Origin of the sequence: Bythopirellula sp., from assembly GCF_041737835.1 — a bacterium.
GTDB lineage: Bacteria > Planctomycetota > Planctomycetia > Pirellulales > Lacipirellulaceae > Bythopirellula.
The window spans coordinates 83,428-106,087 of record NZ_JBGSQY010000030.1 but is presented as its reverse complement, the minus strand read 5'-3'; the positions used below and the strand labels follow the sequence as shown (position 1 = coordinate 106,087).

Annotated in this window: 12 protein-coding genes; 8 read left to right on the top strand and 4 right to left on the bottom strand. The window is 54.3% G+C overall.

Going from position 1 to position 22,660, the window contains the following annotated elements:
* Positions 1 to 38: 38 nt before the first annotated feature.
* Positions 39 to 6,155, bottom strand: a complete 6,117-nt coding sequence (locus AC6T8Q_RS08975) for an alpha-2-macroglobulin family protein (RefSeq protein ID WP_500678753.1) — start codon at positions 6,153 to 6,155, stop codon at positions 39 to 41.
* A 386-nt stretch (positions 6,156 to 6,541) separates the two neighbouring features.
* Here AC6T8Q_RS08975 and AC6T8Q_RS08970 point away from each other — a divergent pair, with 386 nt between their 5' ends.
* Entirely contained in the window at positions 6,542 to 7,954 is a 1,413-nt protein-coding gene (locus AC6T8Q_RS08970; RefSeq protein WP_500678752.1) for an undecaprenyl-phosphate glucose phosphotransferase, read from the top strand.
* A gap of 1,260 nt (positions 7,955 to 9,214) precedes the next feature.
* Here the strand turns inward: AC6T8Q_RS08970 and AC6T8Q_RS08965 are convergent.
* Positions 9,215 to 10,417 carry a hypothetical protein gene (locus AC6T8Q_RS08965; RefSeq protein WP_500678751.1) on the bottom strand — a complete coding sequence of 401 codons (1,203 nt, stop codon included), beginning with the start codon at positions 10,415 to 10,417 and terminating at the stop codon, positions 9,215 to 9,217.
* Between the two features lie 318 nt (positions 10,418 to 10,735).
* Between AC6T8Q_RS08965 and AC6T8Q_RS08960 the strand changes: the two genes are divergently transcribed.
* From AC6T8Q_RS08960 to AC6T8Q_RS08945, 4 genes are all read left to right on the top strand, one after another.
* Positions 10,736 to 11,692 carry a quinone oxidoreductase family protein gene (locus AC6T8Q_RS08960; protein WP_500678750.1) on the top strand — a complete coding sequence of 319 codons (957 nt, stop codon included), beginning with the start codon at positions 10,736 to 10,738 and terminating at the stop codon, positions 11,690 to 11,692.
* Positions 11,693 to 11,987: 295 nt separating this feature from the next.
* On the top strand, positions 11,988 to 13,214 hold the full coding sequence (locus AC6T8Q_RS08955) for a hypothetical protein (protein ID WP_500678749.1): 1,227 nt from the start codon (positions 11,988 to 11,990) through the stop codon (positions 13,212 to 13,214).
* A gap of 878 nt (positions 13,215 to 14,092) precedes the next feature.
* The gene (locus AC6T8Q_RS08950; RefSeq protein ID WP_500678748.1) at positions 14,093 to 15,724 is read left to right on the top strand and encodes a DUF6798 domain-containing protein; all 1,632 of its coding nucleotides are present in this window, start codon (positions 14,093 to 14,095) and stop codon (positions 15,722 to 15,724) included.
* 98 nt (positions 15,725 to 15,822) lie between these two features.
* Positions 15,823 to 16,506, top strand: a complete 684-nt coding sequence (locus AC6T8Q_RS08945) for an HAD family hydrolase (RefSeq protein ID WP_500678747.1) — start codon at positions 15,823 to 15,825, stop codon at positions 16,504 to 16,506.
* 282 nt (positions 16,507 to 16,788) lie between these two features.
* Here the strand turns inward: AC6T8Q_RS08945 and AC6T8Q_RS08940 are convergent, their stop codons facing one another.
* Positions 16,789 to 17,910 carry a hypothetical protein gene (locus AC6T8Q_RS08940; protein WP_500678746.1) on the bottom strand — a complete coding sequence of 374 codons (1,122 nt, stop codon included), beginning with the start codon at positions 17,908 to 17,910 and terminating at the stop codon, positions 16,789 to 16,791.
* A 160-nt stretch (positions 17,911 to 18,070) separates the two neighbouring features.
* Between AC6T8Q_RS08940 and AC6T8Q_RS08935 the strand changes: the two genes are divergently transcribed.
* From AC6T8Q_RS08935 to AC6T8Q_RS08925, 3 genes are all read left to right on the top strand, one after another.
* The gene (locus AC6T8Q_RS08935) at positions 18,071 to 18,355 is read left to right on the top strand and encodes an acylphosphatase (RefSeq protein ID WP_500678745.1); all 285 of its coding nucleotides are present in this window, start codon (positions 18,071 to 18,073) and stop codon (positions 18,353 to 18,355) included.
* Between the two features lie 21 nt (positions 18,356 to 18,376).
* Entirely contained in the window at positions 18,377 to 19,840 is a 1,464-nt protein-coding gene (locus AC6T8Q_RS08930) for an ABC transporter permease (RefSeq protein WP_500678744.1), read from the top strand.
* A 232-nt stretch (positions 19,841 to 20,072) separates the two neighbouring features.
* Positions 20,073 to 21,197, top strand: a complete 1,125-nt coding sequence (locus AC6T8Q_RS08925; RefSeq protein WP_500678743.1) for a prenyltransferase/squalene oxidase repeat-containing protein — start codon at positions 20,073 to 20,075, stop codon at positions 21,195 to 21,197.
* Between the two features lie 33 nt (positions 21,198 to 21,230).
* Here AC6T8Q_RS08925 and AC6T8Q_RS08920 read toward each other — a convergent pair whose 3' ends face one another.
* Positions 21,231 to 22,619, bottom strand: coding sequence for a phytoene desaturase family protein (locus tag AC6T8Q_RS08920; protein WP_500678742.1), 1,389 nt, complete (start codon positions 22,617 to 22,619; stop codon positions 21,231 to 21,233).
* Positions 22,620 to 22,660: the final 41 nt, after the last annotated feature.

The window sequence follows — 22,660 nt, the reverse complement described above, 5'->3', positions numbered from 1 at the left end:
CGTGGCTTTGTGGTTAAATTCACCCCATATTTAATTTCTCAATCAGCAATCTGCAATTTGATCTCGTCGGAATTGCCCCGAAGTTCCGGCGCGTACATTGCTGAGGCCTTGGTGGGCAAGGCACTGAAGCGGCCCGGAATCTCGGCGCGGAGCCGGTACGTGAGGCTATGCCGTCCCCGAGCGAGCCGTGTGATAAACAGGCACACGCGCTCGTCGCGGAGTTCCATGTAAGCCCCCAGCTCGTTGCCGTTGTAACCACTCCGCACTTCGACCGGCTCGAATCCCGCGGCTTTCATGTCTTCGAGCAAGATATATTCGTAATCGTTCTTGCTCTCGACGATAAGCTCCACCTCCACGAGATCGCCGCTTTTCACTTCCGCCAAATTCGCCAGTGGCTCGCGGTCGAATTGCTCAACGCGTTGTTCGACAACTTGGCCTTGCCCCCCCGCGACGGTCTTCGAGGCTTCAACCGGGGTGAGCTTAGAGAATTGCCGGTTCACTTTGAGTTCCAAACCTGCCGCGGCGATGTTGTCTTCCAGCGTAAAATTGGTGAGATAACCGTTGAAATAGACCGGCGAATCCCCTTGCTTGCGAATCTCAACGGTATGCTCTTCGGCAGCCAGTTCTTCGCCGGTGATGACGAGCTTGTTTTCAAATGTGAATAAATTCTCCGGCGTGACGGAAATCTGCTGCCGTTGCTGGCCGTCGATCCAAACTTCGATCGTGACATCCGGCTTGTTCTCGCCGCTCGCTTTGAGGAAGTCAGCAAACGCTTCGATCACTAAAGCCGTGTCGCGGGTGCTGTTCCAATAAGTCGCGTGTTTGCGATTGTTGAGCAGATACTTCACCATCCGCGGAGCGACTTCGCTCTTGGGATCGGTCGCCGATAGCAGTTTGAGATAATACGCCTGAGCTTCGTACTCGCTCCCATACCAGAACCACCAAAACCCACGCGGCAGATTCAACCAGGCCGTTTGATTCTCTTCATCTTGTTCGACGTATTGGCTCAGATTGCGCATCACCATCGCGAGCTTTTCAGACTCACCTTGCGCGTGCAGTCCTACGCCGAAAGTCGCCAAGCTGTAAACCGCCAAGTCCGTGCGATCGCGATACAGGAATTCGCGCATCTTATCCATGGTGTCAACGTCGACCGTATCGGGATTGGGGGGCGTGACCGGTTGCTCGCTGAGCACCATGAACACCAGGGCGTCGAGATTGTCGGCCTTGGGCTTGGTGCGAATGCCGGTCCGTACCGCCACGGGTTTGGCTTGCTCGATGGCGTAGTTCTCGATCATGCGGACTTGCTCGGCCTGATAATTCTCCAGCCATGCCAACCCGCGATCCAAAACTCCCGGCACCAACGCCACGCCGTTTTTCTCGGCAAGAATCAAACCACGCACGACCGTGGCCGTGGTGTGAGCAGTACTCTGTTCACCCAACCCACTAAACCATCCCCAACCGCCATCAGCAAGCTGCATCTCGGTGAGCCGATTCACACCCGCCGTGACAACCGCAGCCAACTCCGTATCACTAAACACCGGGTTGTCGTCAAATCGTTTCCAACCCTTGACCCGCTCCGCGTCGTCGCCGATTTCCTGGGAATTGAGATTGGTCCGTTTTTCTTGAATGGCTTTCAGATCGAGACCCATATCACGCAACACTTGCTGGGTCATCACGGCCGGTAAAAAGCGATTAAGCGTTTGCTCGGTGCAACCGTAGGGATAGTCGATCAGGTAGGGCAGGGCGTCGACCATCGCACCCGCCAAAGTGGGCGTGTAGCGAATCTCTAGCCGCGTTTGCTCCGCGCGTCGTTCGCTGGGAATCGTAATCGCGAAATCCCGCTTCGATTCCGTGGGGCGAATCACGCCCGTGTACGATTCCGTTTTGAGCATGCCGTGGATTAATACGGGGAAGCTCATTTGCATGGCGTCGGATTCTTCGTCGGTAAGAGCCGACATCCGAATTGTTGCTTGTCCCTCACGCACGGCCTTCACGCGCCAATCGACCCGTTGCTCGCCGTTCGCCGCGATGGTCACAGTTTGTTCTAGTTCCGGCGGGCCTTCCAAGGTGTCGCCTTCCAGTTCGAGCCGAACGCGCACTTCTTTTTCGGTTGCCAGATAGTTATGCACGTTGGCCGAAAGCACGACTTCATCACGCTCGACAAAGAAACGTGGGGCTTGCAATCGCACAATCAAATTCTTGCGCGTGACGACTTCCGCCGAGCCTTCACCCACGCGCGTGCCGGCCCCCATGCCCCACGAGCGAATCCGCCAAGTGGTGAGATTATCCGGCATGGGGAACTCAACATCTGCGATCCCTTCGGCATTGGTTTCCAGGGCCGCTTTCCAGAACGCCGTGTCGGCAAAGTTTTCACGAATCGTCGGAACCACCAGAACTGCATCCGACGTCGTCGCGCTCGAGTCCGCTACCGCCATGCCTCCCTTGGCCATCGCGCCTTCCGGCGCAGCTGCGGCCATCGGTGCCGCCATTTCCACTCCGAGCATCATCCGTTGTTGACCACGCTGCGATTGAAACCATTCGCGGCCGTCGCTGGTGGCCATTTCATCGACCACGGTTTCACCAAAAATTCCCAAGTTTTGCATCGTTGGCTTATTAGGCGGGCTGACTTCGTAGCTCATCCCTTGCAGATTGGTTTCTCCTTGTGGCTGATGATGTCGCCGCCACTTCCAGAAAAATTCGCGTATGTCCCCCACGTTCGATCCGCCGGCGATGTAATCGAGTGCCTTGTCATAAACGGCTAGCGCCAACGAACCAACAAACGGCTTCCCCTGGCTGTCAGTAAGTTTGAGCGAAACCTTTGCCGTTTCACCGGGCAAGTAATCTTTGGCCGAAGGCAGCACTTCCAGATTTAGCACGCGCGAAACGGGTGGCACGAACAACTCACGCACGACCGTGTGCATCCGACCGCCGTGAACCGTGACCGCTTCCACATAGATATTGGGCGTGTCCTTGGCCACGATATCAACTTCAACGAGCGTACTCTTGCCCACGAGTTGCACCATTTGCGGTGGCAAATAGATTCCATTGGCTGGCCGCAGGAACAACAGCACCGCCGAACCCACACTGTTTGTATTGATTCGCAAAACAGCCTTTTGGCCAGGCTCGTAGGTCCGTCGGTCAGGCACGATCTCAATATCGTTGAATCGGAACTGCGAACCATCGAAATTCGCACCCGCTATCGTAAAGACTTGCCCCCCCTCGACGGTTCGACCTTGAGCGTCGGTCAACTCAAACGCCAAGCGATACTGCCCTTCTTCGGACGCCTTGATCGGAAGTTCGGCCCGCCCCGTTTCACCGAGTTCCAAATCCCATCGCCCGACTTCGGCTTCAACGGGCTTGGCGTCTTTGTACGTAATTTTTAATAGACGCAGCTTGCCCTTCCCAGCGACCGGATTGCCGTTGAGTGTGCGTGCCGCGGCGCCCACGGTGATCGTGTCGTCCGTACGATAGTGGCCACGGTCGGTCCAAATCATGACCTTAAACGGCTCGCGCGCAACGAGCACTTTGCCCGTACCGACAATCGTCCGTCGTGATTCGTCGACAACCTCGGCTTGGATTTCGTAGCTGTGATCCTGATTGGGATGCAACTGCTTGGCCAGGGCCGTGTCGATTTCGACATTGACCGTTCCGTCGGGACCGATCTCAACTTGCTGATCGGCCACCACTTCCGGTGGCGCGGGATTTCGCCAGAATGCCCACGGCGAGGGGGCCACGCATCCCCAGCGTGCCCAGCCGGGATACCAACTGTAATCTTCCGAGAACCAACCGTAACCGGCCCCGTACAACCAATCCCACGGTGATGGTGGGAACCAAGCATCGGTGTGGTTCGTGCGGAGCACCTTGTAATGAACTTTGGCATTCACCACCGGCGAGCCGAAATAATACTTGGCCGTAATCTTAGCGGTGAACGTCTCGCCCAATTGCACCGGCTCTTTCGGCGCGTCGACCGACACTTCAAATTCGGGCTTCTTATATTCCTCGACTCGGAATGTCCCGCCGCCGTGATTCACCACGTTAATCTGGTACTGCCCTAGCGTCGCTCCCGCGGGGACTTCCCAATCTCCCGACAGCCCGCCGTACAAATCGGAGATCAACTGCGAACTGTAGACTTTCTCGTTCTTAGGATCGCGAATCTCAACTTGAAAGGACTTGGCCGCGAACCGCGATTCATCCGACATGTCATACTGCGCATTGGCGACCCAGAATTTGAAATGAACTTTCTGTTGCGGTCGGTAAACAGGTCGATCGGTGATCGTGAAGACTTTGACTTGCTGATATTCCTGGTCGTAATAGTCACCCCCCCAAATGTTGCGAAACCCGAGATAGGCAAATCGTCCCTGAGGATTCGTGGCGACGGCCAACCACTGATACCGTCGGTTGGCCTCGTCGGCTTTGATCTTCGCGAGGCCGTTGGCATCGGTGTTCGCGGCGAAATTAACGGTTTCGATTTTGAAGCGGTTCGCGTCGAGATGCTGCTGCCAGTAGCCAAAGAATTCGACATTGCATTTGGCGACCGGTTGGCCCGAAACCGCATCGGCCACGTAATAAAGAGTTTCCCCAGCGAGTGGTTTTTTCACAATCGCCGTGTCGTTGATCCACAACACGATGCTTGTGCTGTTCCCGCCAGCCATCGTCGAGGTCACCAGATAAGCCCCCGGCTCTTGCAGCGGCGTTGTGACTGAAATCCGGCGGTCGATGTGCTTCTCCGCAGGCTGCAGGTCCAAGCTCCACCGCGCGACTTCCGCGCCGACGTACTTTTTCTGATCTTTCGTGACGAGCCGATAGCCGAAATTCTCAATCTGCAATTGCTCCCAATCGAGATGATTGGGATTCGACTTGAGATACGCCTTCACGTCGTCAAGCAACTTTTTGACTTCAATCTTCTGCGCGACGAAGCTGACCCGTTTGCCGTTGCGATAGCGAAAATCAAACGTTGCCCCCGTACCGGCAGGTTGCGAGGAGACGGGTTCAAAGCGTCCCCAGGGAGCGGTGATCTGCAAGTAGCGCTCGCGGGCCCCTTGTTGGTTGAGGCCGCGCTGCGAAAGTTGAGCCCAAAACTCAGCCGCGCGGGGATACTGCCGGCGATTCTCAAAAATGCTGGCCAGCGAGCTTGTCACTTGCTCCCAACGCGTGAGATAGGCACTTCCTTCATGCTCGGCCGCGGCCGTGGCGGCTTGTTCGTACAGTTTGATATAGTTCTGTTCGTCGGGCAGTTTGAACCGCTGAATGCCAGTCGCGAGCCGCGCGATCGTTTCCTCATCGGTCAGTGTGTGCAGCGCAAACGTGCCGGTGTCTTTCGAATCACCGCTGACTTCCTGCCGTCCAAACCACCAGCCATAATCGGCCAAAGTTTGTACGCCGAATTGCGAAAGCAAAAAGTCGGCCCGCGTGGCAAGCTCATAGGCTTTACGCTTCGGTTGCCACTCAACCGTTTGGGCCAATAACCATCGCCACCGCTCGCCATCGTTCTTTGCCGCTTCCCACGAGGTGGCCTGACCATAAAACACAGGCTGACCTGCTTCATCGACCGGTGCGCCAATCGGCGGGGCAAACCGTGGATTCCAACCCTCTTCGTAGTCGGGCAGAAATTCGAGATCGGTCAGCTCCTGCAATCGCCAAGATTGGCTGGTGTCGTTGCCCCGCTGCACCGCGAGCGCAAAATTCTGTATAAAGTAAAAGGCTTTTGAGGATCCTTGTTCCTCGGGACTTGCGTCGAGCAAGCGATAGGCTTGCCGAAACAGTTGCAACGCGCGCACGCGGTCACGCGCTTCGGCATTGACCACCTTGCCGGTATCGCCGCGGTGGACGCCGCGTTCAAATTGGCCGCCGATCAACGTGCCGTGATGAATCTGGTTCATCGTCCCCTGCGCCACGGCGGCGAGCACCTGCCAGTTGTCCGCATGAGTCTTGGCCGTCGATTCCAAGAAGACGTCGGTTTCCTGCACGCGGTTCAAGCGCTGATAGCACTCAAGCGAGCGCTCGACACTAGCCACCAGATGGGCGGTGTCGGCGGTGTTATTTTCCAGCACGGCGGCGTAGGCTTCCAACGCTTCTTGAAAGTTGCCTTCCTCAAACAGCTTACTCGCCAATTTGTGGTTCTCACTGGAATCCGCAGCGAACAAAGGCGTCGTCATAGCGAGCAACAAACTGGCAAAAGCCAAAATTCGGAAAAGCCTAGATCGGTAAATAAAGTCGTGCAAAATCATCGTGGGAATGTGCCTCAAAGAACAGTTCCTGCTGCCGTCAGGGAAACTACGTCGGGCGTGAAACGTGTGTTCTACGTCAGATGGCACACAAGGTCCACCCGAGTCGTGTCACGCGCAAAATGTCAAAAAATCTGACGCACGGAAGGCCTCGCTAGTTCCCTGCGTTTTTGGGGATTGTTGCTTTTTCGCAACATGAATTGCGCTTACGCGAAATCACGCCGCCTACCTCAATTTGGGGACGTAAACTTGCACAAGCCGTGGTGCCTCATTTTCCGCCACGCATCCTTTTCACCCCTTGACCCGGAAGCATGGCCGTGGGCACTTCGACAGATTATCAGGTACGCACTCACCGCTCGATGTTGGGCATCGCCTATCGACTGATCGACTCGGTGGCAATTTTTACCAGCGTTCTGTTGGCGCTCCGATACACGTTGGGGACCGACAGCTCAGACCTGGCCGTCATTAGCGCGACGACGCTCCTGATGCACTTGATCGCTTCCGAGATGAGTGGGCTCTACCGCAACTGGCGTGGTTCGCGGTTGTATCTCGAATTGTGGTGCATGCTGCTCAACTGGATCTACACGGCGCCGCTGGTGTTGGGCATAGGTTTGCTCACCCAGTTCAACGCCCACATCAGTTACGAATCGAAAATCATCTGGCTCTTTCTGACGCCCATGGCGATGGGCAGTTGCCGCGTGGTGTTCTTGATGTTCTTGAAGAACATGCGGAAACGCGGCTTCAACACCAAGCGCTTCGCCATTTGCGGCGTAAATCAATTGGCGGTGCAACTTGCACAGAATATTCAAGCCTCGCCCGAGCTGGGCTTGGAGCTTGCAGGCTTTTTTGATGACCGCCCTACCAGCCGTACCAAGGAAGTTTTGGGTCATGATCTACCCAGCGCCGGCACGCTCAATCAACTTGCCGACTTGGCCCGCCGAGGCGAAGTCGACATGGTGTTCATCACATTCCCGATGCGCGCCGAAAAACGAATTCGCGACTACCTCAGTAAGTTGAGCGACACGACCGCCTCGGTCTATATTGTGCCCGACTTTTTCGTGTTCCAGATGCTGCACGCCCGTTGGAACCAAATCAATGGCCTGCCCGTAGTGAGCGTGTTTGAAACCCCCATTTCGGGCATCGACGGCGTCCTCAAACGGGGCTTTGATTTGGTGGTCTCGCTTTCGCTGCTGGCGGCACTTGCCGTGCCGCTGTTTGTGATCGCGGCGCTCGTAAAATTCACTTCACCCGGGCCGGTTTTCTTTCGGCAAAAACGCTACGGCCTCTCCGGCGAAGAAATCCTCGTCTGGAAGTTTCGTTCGATGCAAACCTGCGACAACGGTAGCGACATCCGCCAAGCCACCAAAGACGACGACCGCATCACGCCGATTGGCAAATTCTTGCGTAAGACGTCGCTAGACGAACTGCCGCAATTGTTCAACGTCGTGGGTGGCAGCATGTCACTCGTCGGCCCGCGGCCCCATGCCTCGGCACACAATGAACAGTACCGCACGCTGATCGATGGCTACATGCTCCGGCACAAAGTCAAACCCGGCATCACGGGCCTGGCCCAAGTGAACGGCTGGCGCGGCGAAACCGAGACGCTCGAAAAGATGGAACGCCGCATCGAATTCGACCACCGCTACATCCGCGAGTGGACGCTGTGGATGGATCTGAAGATTCTGTTCCAAACGGTGTTCGTCGTGTTCAAGCAAGAAAACGCGTATTAGGCGCGTTCTCTGTGGCTGACCAAAACTGTACGCGATCTCTGTGAGACTGTAGCCGACCTCTGTGAGGTCGGAGTTCTACAATACTGTGACGTTCTACGTGGGAAGGAAACCACGAATAGTACGAATCGACACGAATGATGTTTGTGTAACGGCTGACTATTTCGCCTTTGTCATCCTCAGGCGAGTTCTGCGAGTTCTGGGGATCCAGCTAAATTTGGGCATTGCGCCAATATGAATCTCCCCCTTTTTTTCTGTCTCGCAAATACTTGTCGCGCAAAGGAACATGAGGAGAATCTTTAATGACGATATTAATACGACAAAGATCGATCCGTTTAGCCCGTAAAGTCAACAAGGAATTCAGAGATTTCCAATCAATGAGTTAATGCGGGAACTCAAGATTCAACGTGTAGAGGCATGGGTTCTGGCTTTATACGAGGTCAGCAACGCTCTACAAGGCGATAATTAAGATGAAGTTTAGCTTCCGTCAACCTGCTCTAATTATCACCGTGTTATGTGCTTGTTTCGCTGTTGTGACGATCTTTACCTGGAAAAGTGAGCCTCTGTCACATGATGAAGCCGATATGATTCGCGCTGGCCAGGTATAAAGAATTGTTACATAGGACAGGATATTTCAGAATTGCAGGGAGCTTGGATCGAGGTATCCGAGCCGTTTCTTTTTCACAAGAGACTTCGCAACGCCACATTGGGAATATCAGTTGGCCAACAGGAAGGGCGCATTGCTGCTGTGACGTTCATATATAAGCCAAGCGGATATAAAGGAATTGATAAGCCGTACGTTGGCACAACGGACCGCGGCATTGGAGCGACAAGCTCTAAAGAAGACGTCATCAAGAAATATGGAACACTGCCGTCAATTTCTACTTCCGACACGGAGGGCGGCCCAACTACGTGTTATCTTTATGCCTTAAGCGGAATAGATTTTGTCTTTGACGGTGAAGAATTAGTTCATATCACAGTATTCGAGCCATACACCGATATGGAGCATTGATTTTAGGAAATAAGTGTCACCACGTCATTTCTGATTTTCCGTCTTCAAAATTCCATTTGTGGCCGAAAAGAACTGGGGGTGATGTGCGTCGAAAACATCTTGTGCTGCGCACACCGACATGTGTCCGGCTCAACCAACGCGGATGGATAACCATTTGCGGACAAAGTGTCGGTGTTACCCGACCGATTCGTGCCATTCGTTCGATTCGTGGTTGCCTTTCTTCTGGAGAAGAAAGGTGAACATGTCCATATCTAGCCACCAAACTTTTTACTTGCAGTACGTCTGCGATGGTGTTTTAGAAGTACAGCAAAAAACAAAAATAGAACCAGAAATAGAACTAAGAGTCCCAAGGCGAAAATTCGCGGAAAGTTGAGTTCGTCTTTCTTGTCCTCTTCCTCAAAGCTTATCAGTTGGGTTGCATCTTCTGCATCTAAGCCGGTCGAAACAACGGGCTTCTTCCTGCCAACGCGGTCAACGATCACATTCTCAGTCTTGGCCTTCACGACAAAAGCGCTTTCCTCGATTACCTCGTTAGGTGCTGCACGGTCTATCACCCTAAGCTCAAAGCTTCGTAGGCGATCGCCCTGGTATTTGGACTGCATTTGAATCCCAGGCAAAATTATGTTTCCAGCAAATGTAGTAGGAAGATATTGCAAGACTTCGAAGTAAAGTTGTCCATATGTCCCCCGTTGATACTCGTATACAAAGCCTGAGGTTGTATCGACAATTGCGGACTCAAAATCACCCCTGGACACTTGTGAGCGATTTGGAAAATTATCGCCTTCAATTGGCATGATTTTACCCTCCCGCTGTAGCAATTCGGGCGGTATGAACACCATATCTGAAATTTTCGGCACGTGCACCATAAAGGAGCCGCGGTCGCCTATGGATATTTGCTCGGAAGATCTCGAATTCAACTCCCTCGTGATAATTTCATAGTCATTATGTCTAGTGAAAGTTTTACTCAGATCGGACGCCCCCAACAGCGATTCGTGTATCGTCACGCTTTCGCCATCAAATACATAAGTCTTGTTAGACCATGGGATTTCAGAACCTATTAGTCGGGGGTCCAATGCATTTGAAACCCTAGTTAATGAAGCGGCTGACAGATCTTGACTGAGATCTTTGATAAGCGATCTAACTTCATCTCTCGTGATATTATGCTCTTGAGGTACTTTGACTCGGAGTACGCGACATTCAAATGTGCCTGAGAGTAATGATGTTGTTTGCTGATCCCAAATAGCTCCTAACCTAATCATGTTATCAGTGGGGCTAAATTCGCTGCTTGAATCTTGCGAATGCAATAACGACACCGAGAATGATGTGAATACCAGCAAAAATGTCATTGCGTCTGTAAGTGACATTCTGTTTCGCGACTGAATGTGCGCATTTAAGTTAGAAAGCTGCAAATGCATCTTGTAGTCGAATTCGAGTTCGTCGTAATTGTTTGCCATTGCTAGTCGCATTAATGTGGGGGTTTCATTAGGTTTTGCTATATGTCAACGCCCATACATGTTATCGAAAAAATTATTCCGGCTAGAAAAAAAGAAGGCAAAAGATAAGGGGTCGGGAGTCTTGAAATCTACGGCTTACGCCTTGTAACTCATCGCTAATTATAAGCGGTTCCTAGATTCGTGCTATTCGTTCGATTCGTGGTTGCCTTTCCTCTGCTCCCATTTTACGCCCCGTGCGCTCAAAAAACGTCGACTTGTGCATGCCGCTGTGGGCGAGATAATTGCCCCTAGGGTAAGCCTGAGTCGAAAGGAACATCCATGAAAGCAGTCATCCTGGAAGCGTTCGGTGGCGCGGATCAATTGCAATATCAGACGTTGGACTCCCCGCAGACGCTACCACCGATGCATGTGCTCGTCCGCGTTCATGCCTCGGGTGTGAATCCACTCGATATCCAAACGCGCCGTGGCGACTACGCCGACAGCGTTGAACTGCCGTTGATCTTAGGCAGCGAAGCGTCGGGTGTGGTCGAGGCCGTGGGTGAGGGTGTCGACAATGTTGGTGTGGGAGACGAGGTGTTCTACATGACCCCGCTGCTGGCCGGGGCCGGCACCTACGCGGAGCAGCATGTTGTTCCGGCAGCGGTCGTGGTGAGAAAGCCGAGCACGCTGACGCACGTCGAGGCCGCAGCGTTGCCGCTCGCTGCGGGGACGGCCTGGCAGTGCTTATTCGAGCGGGGACGAATTTCACCAGGTGACTCGGTCCTGATCCATGCGGGAGCGGGAGGGGTTGGATCGCTCGCCATTCAGATGGCGGCAATCAGCGGTGCGAGGGTTTTGACCACGTGCCAGGGTGCGAATGAATCCTTGGTCCGTGAGTTGGGAGCAAGTCACACAATCGACTATAAGACGACGGACTTTGTGGCTGAAACGCTGTCGCTAACTGCTGGCCGCGGAGTGGACGTGGTGATCGACACGGTCGGAGGGGATACATTCCATCGGAGCATCGACTGTCTTGCGTTCGGGGGGCGATTAGTCAGCATCGTCGACCACGATCAACCCCACAACCTGCTCAACGCTTATAGCAAAAATGCAGCTCTCCATTTTGTCTTTACATCCCCAGACCCTGCACGTTTAGCAACCATTGCAACACTGGTCGAGCGAGGTCAGCTCCGTCCTGTCATCAGCGCGGAATTGCCTCTCCAAGAGGCCGCCGAGGCCCACCGACGCATCGAGCGCGGCGGTGTGAGAGGCAAAATCGTCTTGCGTGTGGATTAAGTACAGGCCGTGAGAGAAGCGAGGTAGCGGGGTAGCACCGACACGACATCCGCAAACCGGACCCACGATGTGAAAACTCGACCGGATTCGTGTCGGGTGCGCAGCACGAGAGGTCTTCGACATGAATCGCATCTCTTATTCAGAAATGGAATTTGGGTCGATAACTCTCACTTCTAAGACATGACCAGTCTTCATGAGTGAATCGCTCCGCGAGCGGCCTGAAAGACTTTCTTGAGATAAAGCGTTATACTACTACCAGATTCACGCACGCCGTTTGTGATGAAAGGCAATGACTATGTCAAATTCTCAGAGCCGACTTTGGCGTTGGTGTGGCATCATTGCGGTGGTCGTGATCTGCATCGTGATTGCATTCGTGGCGTGGGTCGACCACACGATAGGCAAGCCCAGGTGGGTTCGAGATCAAATGCAAATGACTATTGCATCGCTCGCCAAGAAATGTCCACCCGACATGACACAACGCGGATGGAATGTCGCAGTTGATTGGACGCTGCAACTTACGGGCAACACGATGTTGCCAGGATGCGCCGACCTGGACGACATGCGCGGTTTGCGGCGCGAGTTGGAGGAGAGGGCGAAAGGGAAGGTGGACATGGATTTAGTCCTCTGGATCTGGGATGAAGTTGCGAAAATTGACCCTCATGGACTGCAATATAAGCGGAAATTCCAGCAAGTCATGCTCCATGATATGCAGTTGAGCGATCCCCGGATTGCGAGTGAAATTCGCAAGGCCATTGGGTTGCTTTCCACAAGATGCCCACCGGAAATGACGCAGAAGCAATGGGAGGTCGCAGTTTCCTGGACAGGCAAGCTCACAGACCAGAGTATGTTGCCGACGTCAGGAGCGGGCAGCACATACGACCTGCGTCGTTTCCAATGGAAGCTGGACAACCTGCGTCGTTTTCAGCGCGAGCTAGAGGAGCGTGTGAAGGGAAAGGTCGATATGGTTTTGATCTTCTGGATATGGGATGAAGTTGCAGAACTGACTCCCGCTGGAGAGCGATACAAAAAGCAATTTCAGAAAGTCATGCTCGATGAGATGCAGCCAAAACGCTCCGATCTGATCTCGCAAATTTTCGCGACCATCCAATCGCTCGCCGCAAAATGTCCGCCGGATTTGACGCAAGACCAATGGAATACCGCAATCTCTTGGACGAGTGGCCTGCCCCACGAATGCTTGTTGTCGGGGCGGGTCAGCCTAGACGACCTGCGTCGGTTTCAGCGCAAGCTCGACGAAGAGGCGAAAGGGGAGGTCGATATGGACTTAATACTCTGGATTTGGGATGAACACGCCAAGCTGAGCCCCGTCGCACAGGAGTACAAGCAAAATTGTCAGAGAAAGATGCTCGATGATATGCAGCCGAGTTCTGCCAAACGCCCCATTCGGGATGGTGACACCGATTCGGAGAGAGGCGGTTCTGGGGAAGGCGACACGAGTAGAGAACAGGGAAGAGAAAAAGGGGTAGCACCGACACGACATCCGCAAATCGGTCCGAAGACGTGAAAACTCGACCGGATTCGTGTCGGTGTGCGCAGCACAAGAGGTGTTCGACATGAAATACCACTTTTCTTCGCTATATCCCGTAGGGATAAAAGGCATTAGCCAGGTGTTTGAGGAGCCTTAGGGACGACACCCCTGGTAGGCGATCTCTCGGCCGATGGAAGATAAATTTCGATTTCCAGGGGTATCGTCAAGATTCGTGGAACTCATCTTGCCTCAACACCCTGGCTATTAGCTGCCATGCCTCCGGCATTAAAATCATCACGCCATTTCATGTCAGCATCTATCAGCGGTTCAAATTTTCCTCCGTGTTCTCTGTGTCCTCTGTGGCTCATACATCTTCACATGGCCAAAAATTTCCAAGATTTAACCGGCTCAATTGGTTAAAATACACGCTCGCCGCAAAGGCCGTGTTCTTTGACAATTGGAAATGTTGATTGAGTTTTGGAACGCGCTTGTCGTTCGTTTTGACCAAAAGTCGCCACGTTTTGGCACGTGTCAATTTCGCAAGGGCTTGAAGTTTCAACACTTGCGACATGACCACGTGACAAAACCCAAGACTTTCGGCGCGAAAGTTGGGACCCCAGCGCTCGCGCGAAAAGTCAGGTTTGCGAGCTCAGGGGGGCTGCAAACCAAGCAAACCTGACAAACCTCGCCAAGCTCAGCGGGTGGCACGCCCTCTGTCCCCTCATTCTTATTCGTGCTATTCGTCCCATTCGTGGTTCCTCTCCGAGAACTCCGTGTCTCCGTGGTGTAATACATTCACCCCGGCCAAGAATCGACGTTGAACGGCTGCTTTGAATCGCGATAATAGTGTTCACTCGCTGAGAGGCGTGTTCCTTGACATTCCAAGATTTCGCGGCACCGCACAGTTGCAATTTGTGCCCAGCACCGTTTACGCTGATAACATGAACGCCATCGCGCAGAATTCGACGGACCTCACACAAACCGCGTGGCAGCGTTGGCTGGAAATCGGGCTCATCTTTCTCGTTTTTTTCGTTGCGGCGGGTGTCCCCGTGCCGCACGTGAACGAGACGCATTATCTCACCAAGGCGAAGCACTATTGGAATCCCACTTGGTGCCCAGGGGATTTGTTTCTCGAATCGGCTGAGGCTCATCTCACTTTCTACTGGACGCTGGGCTGGTTGACGCGCTGGTTCTCGTTGCCGGTGGTGGCTTGGATCGGCCGAATTGTTTGTTGGCTGGCGCTGGCCTGGTCGTGGCAGCGTTTGAGCAGCCGGCTTGTGCCAACTCGCTGGCTGTCAGTGATTACCGCCCTGCTTTTCGTCACATTTATTGAGCAAGGCAACCTCGCCGGCGAATGGGTAATTGGGGGCGTTGAAGGCAAGTGCTTTGCCTATGTGTTTGTCTTTTGCGGCCTCGCGGAACTCGCGATCGGACGTTGGCAGCGCGTTTGGCCGCTACTCGGTTTGGCCTCGGCGTTTCATGTCTTGGTCGGAGGTTGGTCGGTGATCTGCGCCGCGGCAGTTTGGCTGTTCGAGTCCAAAGATAATCGCCCCAAGTTAGTTGCGATGCTTCCCTCGTTGATCTTAGGTGGTGTGCTGGCCTTACCTGGCATTGTTCCCGGATTGTTACTCACCGCGAAAGTTGCACCGGAAATCAGCGACGAGGCGAATCAAATCTATGTGTTTGAGCGTTTGCCCCATCATTTGGCACTCCATCGGCTGCCGCTAGAACAAATGATCAAGCGGTTCGTTCGCTTCGGAATACTGTTAGCGCTGTTCGCGTTCATTACGCGATTTTCCTCGCAAACCGATCAACCCAACGCCTTGCCGCTTCGCCGTATTCAGCTATTCGCTTGGGCAAGCGTCGCGATCTGCCTGCTGGGGCTCCTGTGGGAATTCGCCACGATCAATTCGCCCGCACTTTCGGCGAGTCTGCTCAAATACTATTGGTTTCGCTTGGCCGACATCGCCGTGCCGTTGGCCTTGGCGCTAAGTTTAGGAGCCATCCTGACCTCGGTTGCTAACGACACATACCGCACAGCAAGAAGCGTTGCCATTTTGGCTGTGCTGGGATCGGCTGGCTTGATGATGCTCACGACAACCGTGCGTTGGGCCGATGTCACATCGGTTGAAAGCCATGAAACACGCGAGGCACTGGCTTGGCGAGATGCCTGTGCGTGGGCCAAAGGGCATACGGCCCCCGACGCACTTTTCTTGATCCCACGCCATGCGTCAACATTTCGTTGGTTTGCCGAGCGGCCTGTTTACTTCAGTTGGAAAGATGTGCCGCAAGATGCCGCCTCAATGGTCGAGTGGTGGCGGCGTTATCAGGAAGTCTACTTCGGCGCCGTCGATGAATTTGGTGAGATAGGCCCCTACGGGTCAGTCCAGGAATTGGGGGCTGACCGGCTGCGTGAAATCGCGGTAGAGAACAAGATTGACTATATTCTAACGACCGAATACCCACCGCTGCCGTTGACCGTGGCTTATGAGAATCCTTGGTACAAAATTTACGATTTACGCCAGAAACCTAAAATCGCAAAGTGAAAGAGATTAGCCACAGAGGACACGGAGATCACAGAGTTTGTTTCTGTGGTAGTTAATTACTCTTCCCTCCGCGAATTCTGTGTGCTCTGTGGCAAAATATGAAAGACTATCCAATTCCAGTTTCCCCGTTGCGTGCCGTCGTGTTCGATCTCGATGGCCTGATGTTCAACACTGAAGAACTTTATCAGGAAGTCGGGAGCGTCGTGCTCGCTCGCCGGGGTTGTGCGTTTACGCCCGAGCTTCTCAACGAAATGATGGGTCGTCAGTCGCACAAAGCACTGCAAATCATGATCGACTGGAATAACCTCACCGATACCGTGGACGCACTCGCCACCGAATCGATGGAAGTCATGCATGGCTTGTTGGGAACTCGGTTGTCTCCCATGCCAGGATTGCTCGACTTACTTGGGGCGTTGGAGCAAGCCAACATCCCCAAGGCGATCGCCACGAGCAGCGGTCGTGAGTTTCTCGATAGTGTGCTCACTCAGTCCAATCTCGTGGGCCGATTTGCTTTCACCGTCGCGGGCAATGAAATCGAACACGGCAAGCCAGCTCCTGATATCTATCTGCTTTCCGCCGAGAAGCATGGCGTAGCACCGCAAGAAATGATGGTGCTCGAAGACAGCCAAATCGGTTGCCGCGCCGCCGTTGCCGCGGAAGCCTACACGGTGGCCGTCCCCCACGGTCATTCGCATACGCATCAATTTCCCGGGGCGAAATTCATCGCCGACACGCTGGCCGATCCACGAATTTACGCGGCACTGGGCATGTCGCAATGCTAGCATGCCGTTTTCTCTCACCTGAAACGCCACGGGCGGCCGATGCACAAGAAGTACACTTTTCTCGACGTGCGATCGCGCGTCGTTTGCTCATGGCTCAGCCGGGGGGATTCGTTGCCATGGATCGTGGAAAATATGCTTGCGCGCTGTTGGTTTTGCTCGCCGCGAGCGGTTGCCGTATGTGCCAGAGTTACACCGACTGTGCGCCAGTCGTGCCCGATGGCCCTTATTCGAATTCGCCGGGCCGCGCGGGATCGATTCTTTCCGGGGGACCGTCGCAGCTACCTAGTGTGGCGCTGGCTCAGCCTCAACCGGCGGAGTTTCAACCGGCTGCGTCTCAGTCGGCGGGGCCTCAACAGCTTGAGGCTCAGAAGTAGATTCGTCTGCCTTCGCTTCGGGGGTGTTTTGGCGATTAAATTCCGACGGATCAAACGGATCCGTTGATGCCGCGGCAGCTTGTTCGTCTTTCATATACGCCTGCTGCGCAGAACTATTCACCCCCACAACAATCTGATTGCTACGAGATTGAGCTTCGCGTTCTTCCTTGATGGGCGCTTCACCCACGGACAACTGGGTCACCCAAGCCCGTAGGATTTCTAGCTGATGTGGCGTGAGTGGCCGCGATTGCCCTTCCTTCGTGTTTCCATGGGCGGCTGCTCCCATCGTTAAGAGCCGACTCTTTTCGGGCTCTTCGAGATTCACTTCCGCGATGATGACCGAGAGATTGCGGTGAATGAGTTCAGGATTACCAACGCCATCGAGTGCGCTGCGATCGATCTTCATTTGCTGTGGTGAATTCGGCAAATGACAACCCGACTTTGCACACGAGTGGGCCATCATTGGTTGCACGCGTTTAATGAATTCACTTCGTGCCCAGAGAGGAATCTCGCCGAAGCTCATCTCGGAATTGGCTTCATGAACCTGTTCATCGACGATGGGTACTGGCGCCGGAGTCAATGCTTTGGCAGTCGCCATTTCTTTGGCTTGTGCCAGCCTGCGCTCGATCATCGGGAGCAAAGTGTGCTGAGGATCAAGCTCACGTGCCGCGGCAAGTTCCGCGAACGCAAATTCAATCAACTCGTGTTGCAGGCACCATTGAGCCATCTCGACGTGTGCATCGGCCGAAGGCATTTGTCCCAGTCGTCGCGCTTGGCGGCGCTGATAAGCCTCGGCCATGGTCTGGCAAAAGAAATCGACTTGATCGGCGCGAACTCGCAGCGTTCCCTTTTCCAAGAGCACACGGTAGTAATCGCCGTCCCTCGCGATTGTCCCGTCCATGATGCTGCCGTTTGCCAGCACCAGCAGACCATCTTCCGGCACAATGGGATCAGTATCGTCCGCAGTCGCAGCTTGGCTGAGCAACGCTAACAGAATGAGTAGTCCGATTTGTACAGTTTTGCGGCTCATGGCGGGGGAAAACTACGAAAACTAGCACGTTAGGTCAAAGCCAATCACGCAAATTGCCTCAACTGGCCGGAACACTGGCCGCCTGGAAGCCAGGGCATTTTGTGGTTATCATGAAAGTTTGGTTTGGTTCCCTTAGCCGTCATCAGCATGAAAGAGCGAGATGGCCAGCCCCGCTTGCCAGCGTTGCCAGGTTTTCTATTCTGGGCACGTGCAAGGGGTCGGTTTTCGGTACACCACTTCCCGTATCGCTGGGAAATTTGAAGTGACCGGGTTCGTTCGAAACCTGCCAGACGGGCGGGTTGAGCTAGTCGCGGAGGGGCAACCTCAGGAATTGACAGCATTTTTGCAGGAAGTGGCCGAACGCATGGCAAATCATATCCGTAGCACTGCTGTCGACCGCCGCGCCGCCACCGGCGAATTTTCGTCTTTTGATATCCGACACTAATCCTCCGCGGTTCCAGTTTTCATGTCGAATCTTTCTGTTTGGCTTAAACCCATTTGGCTGCTTTCGCTTGGCACAACCGCCGGGCTGGTGGTTCTCGTGCTCTTGTGGGGGCTGCTGTACTTGATCAATCGCCGAGCCGCTTTGTCGGTCTTCGGCACGGTCAAGGAAAGCATTCTCCTACCGGTCACCTATACGCTCACCACTCTGGGCATCCTGGCGCTCTTGGCGACACCGACGATGAATCCCGCGGAGGTGTTTGAATCGCTCGGCCGCATCAGCTCCGTGGGCCGTGTCGAGAAAACGATCACCGTCCCCGCAGCCGCGCAAGACGAAGTGCTCGCCGTTTCATTCCGCCCCGACGAGCTGCAAAGCTACTTCATCGAAAGCGAGCAAGACGTTGCCGTCAACGTCGAGAAGGGCAAGAAGTACATCGCGCCTTTGATCGAAGTTCAAGGCGATCAACTTTACAAATGGTCACCGGGTGAGAATCTGCCCCGTGGTTTTGAAGAAAATGTTGAGGAGCTCTACCTCACCAACGACAGCGATCTCGACAGCAAGGTGACTCTCATCTTCGAGAGCGACGTTGAAATGCCTGAAGTGCATTATTTGAAGACGGCCGCGCTGGGCGTCATTGGATTGTACTTGGGTTATTTGCTAATCAACCTGTTGGCGCCGAAAGCATCGATCATTGCCGCCGCCACGTCCAAGGAAGCCATCTCGCAGCCGCTGTTTATCCTGCTGATCGGCATCGGCATCGCCGCGTTGCTGCTCTACGTCTATGTGCCTTACAACACGTTCGGCGAAGACGTAAAGATGCTCAAAACCTCGGGCATGACCACGATCAAAGTCTTGGCGATTATTTTCGCCCTCTGGACGGCCAGCGTGTCGGTCGCCGATGAAATCGAAGGCCGTACCGCGCTCACCGTGCTTTCCAAGCCCGTCGGCCGGCGTTCCTTTATCTTTGGCAAGTTCCTGGGTATCGTCTGGCCGATTTTGTTGATGTTCCTGATTTTGGGTGCGGTCTTTTTGCTAACCGTGTCGTACAAAGTCGTGTACGACGCGCGTGAATCGGCCAAGGAAGCTCCCATTTGGCAGGATTGTTTTATCGAAGTTGTACGGATCGTGCCCGGCTTGATCCTCGCGTTTTTCGAGGCAGTCGTGATGGCGGCCATCAGCGTGGCGATCTCGACCCGGCTTCCCATGCTGCCCAACTTGATTATCTGCGGCTCGATCTACGTGTTGGGCCATTTGGCGCCGTTGATTGTGAAATCGTCGGTGGGTGACATCGTTTACGTCAAATTCATAGGGCGGTTGATTTCCAACGTGCTCCCCGTGCTCGACTATTACGAGATAGAAGGGGCCATCGCGGGCTCATCCTCCGTACCTATGGAATATCTCCTGATGACGGGGCTGTACAGCTTGCTCTATTGCGCCGCGGCAATGCTCCTAGCGCTGATCTTTTTCGAAGACCGCGACCTTGCTTAGCCTACAAGTCATTCTGAGGGAGGCTCACCGACCGAAGAATCGTGCTTGAACAACTAACAGCTTGCTGATGCTTTCCAAGGCTTGAACAGAGCAGTACACGCATTTTTCCGTTTTTCGCGTGAATCTTGCCCACTGAACGACTATATTCTCCAAAGCGGCAACCGCTCACGGAGAATCTCGCATGGAACGAATCGGGCACTCTATTTTTACATTTCTCGTTATGATGGCGAGCATGTCGTCCTTCATTGAGCTACGGGCCGAAGAAGGCCCCTCGATGGATGTCATCAGCGAGGAGCGCTGGGCCGAGGTCGATGAATCCGTCGAGAAGGGTTTAAACTGGCTCGCCAGTCAGCAGCAGCCTGATGGTTCCTTCCCCACATTGCCGAATGGCCAGCCTGGAGTTTCCGGGCTATGCGTCCTTGCCTTTCTCGCGCATGGTCACACGCCCGATTCCGAGCCCTATGGCGAAGTTGTCGAAAAGGCCGTCACTTATATCGCCGAGCGGCAGAAGCCCAATGGTTTGATCGCCCTGATTGCTCCTACCGGAGACGAGATCACTCGCAATGTCTCGCGCACCGTGGGCGAAACCGTCACCTATAACCATGGCATCGCAGGCGTGGCATTGGGGGAAGCCTATTCACTCACCGGGGGCACCAGCGCTGATGAAATCAAGGAAGTGCTTGAGAAAGGTATTAAAGCCACGCTGACGATGCAGAATTGGCAGAAGGCACGTCCAGTCGATCAAGGGGGCTGGCGGTATCTCGACCTATTGGATCGCGACGGCGAAGCGGTTGATTCCAATCTGTCTAACACCGTTTGGCAAATGCTGTTCTTGCGCTCGGCCAAGAATGCCGGTTTCGACGTTCCACAGGAGTCAATCGACGATGCCGTAGTCTTTATCAAGAATTGTTACCATCCCGACTACGGCACATTCGTGCTGATGCCGTCGCACTACGATCACCGCACCCGCGGGATGTCAGGCGCCGGCGTGGTATCTTTGGCGCTGGCCGGCATGCATGAATCCGAAGAGGCCCGCACCGCGGGAGATTGGATCCTTGAAAACGGCTTTGAAAAATACAACGTCGTCGAACCTTTCGGCCAAACCGGCTTTCTCGACGACCGCTATCACTACGGCGTGTTCTTCTGCACTCAGGCCACCTATCAGTTGGGCGGCCACTACTGGGAGAACTTTTTCCCGCGGATTGTCGACGTTGTTCTCAAAAATCAGCGTCCCGAAGGTTCATGGGAAGCGGAACGTCACAGCAACGACTACAAATTCGGCAACACCCATACGACGGCGATGATGCTGTTGGCGCTCGGCGCTCCGAATCAGTTGCTGCCAGTGTTGCAGCGTTAGCCGGCATCGTCCCGATGCCGTTTAAGCCCGCCATTAATCTTTCAAGCAGTGCTGATTGGCCATCGAAATGCCACTCAGGATGCTCCCCACAATGCCGACGAAGCCTTGATCCGTTCCACAGACGAAGAGATTCGGCAAGTGCGTGCGGCCATCGAGTTGCTTCTCGGGGGCACCGTAAATCGCACCACCATCATGACCCGTAAACCGCACGATCGTGTTCGGCGTAAACATATCGGTATCGAGCACACGGCTACGATAGTCGGGAACGAACCTCACCGCCGAATCGGTGATGCGGTCGTACCATCGCAGCTTTTCGAGGCGGTAATTCTTCTCATCAAGCCCCTGCCAGAAATCGAAATTCGCGAGCGCCGTGATCCGCATCGTCCCCGGTACGGCCTTGCCGCCGTCCGATTCTTCGTAGGCAAAATTGTTGGGGCTACAAATTACGCCGCTTCGCACGTCGCATGGTTCATCAGGGACGGTCCAGTGGAATTGATCGCTGTCGTTGAAAAAGGTGATCGTCGACACATGGCCTAGTTCGCTTGGTTCAACGTCGAGCGTCGCGATGGTTTCACAAAAGGTAAGCCGCCCTGAACTGCGGGTCGTCACGGGTTCACCATCATCGCACAGCCGCATCGTCTCGTGCCAACCCGCCGAGGAGAGCACTCGCCGACCTTCCAGGAACTCACCATTTTCAAGAAGCACTCCGCGAACCTGACCGTTTTCGACGACAATCTCTTTGACGCCGGTGCGCAGTTTCAGCTCACCACCAAGTGCGCGAAATTTGCGAACAAGTTGCTTCAGGATAAGCCGCACGCCGGCTTGAGGTCGGCCAAGGCCTTCGAGGAAGATGCTGCGAAACATGATCGAGAATTGTCCCCAATCCATGTCATGCTCCCGTGCCGAGCCATAGAACATCAAAGGGCAAAACAGCATTTCCAACAGCAGCGGATCGCCGATAAACTCCGCGACCTTGGCCCGCGCAGAGATTGCTTGATGCGATTCGTTGAGATCGTCGTATTCGACAATCGCCGCGATCAGGCGGTCGAAGTTATCACGCTCGGCGGGGAACTCGTTAGCAACTTCCGACCGCAAAAGATCGATATCGTTATCAAAACGCAAACGCACGCCGGGGAAGACGATATCCGAGCCCAACTGCGGCGCTATTTGCAGTTCGTCCCACGACATTTTGAGCTGCCGTAGTAGCCGCGCAAGGGGGCCTTTTTTGGTCCCCTTGGGCGTGATATTCGTGAGGGCGTGCAGGCCCACGTCGTAGTCCCGGCCGCGTAAGCGATAAAACGAATTCAACCCGCCAATCGTCGTGTGACGTTCGAGAATGCAGACGCGCTGATCGTAATAGGCAAGGCGAATTCCCGCCGCGAGCCCTGACATCCCCGCGCCAATGATAATCGTGTCGTACATGATTGGCTGTCGCGGAGAATCATCCCTCTCTTGCGAGAAAG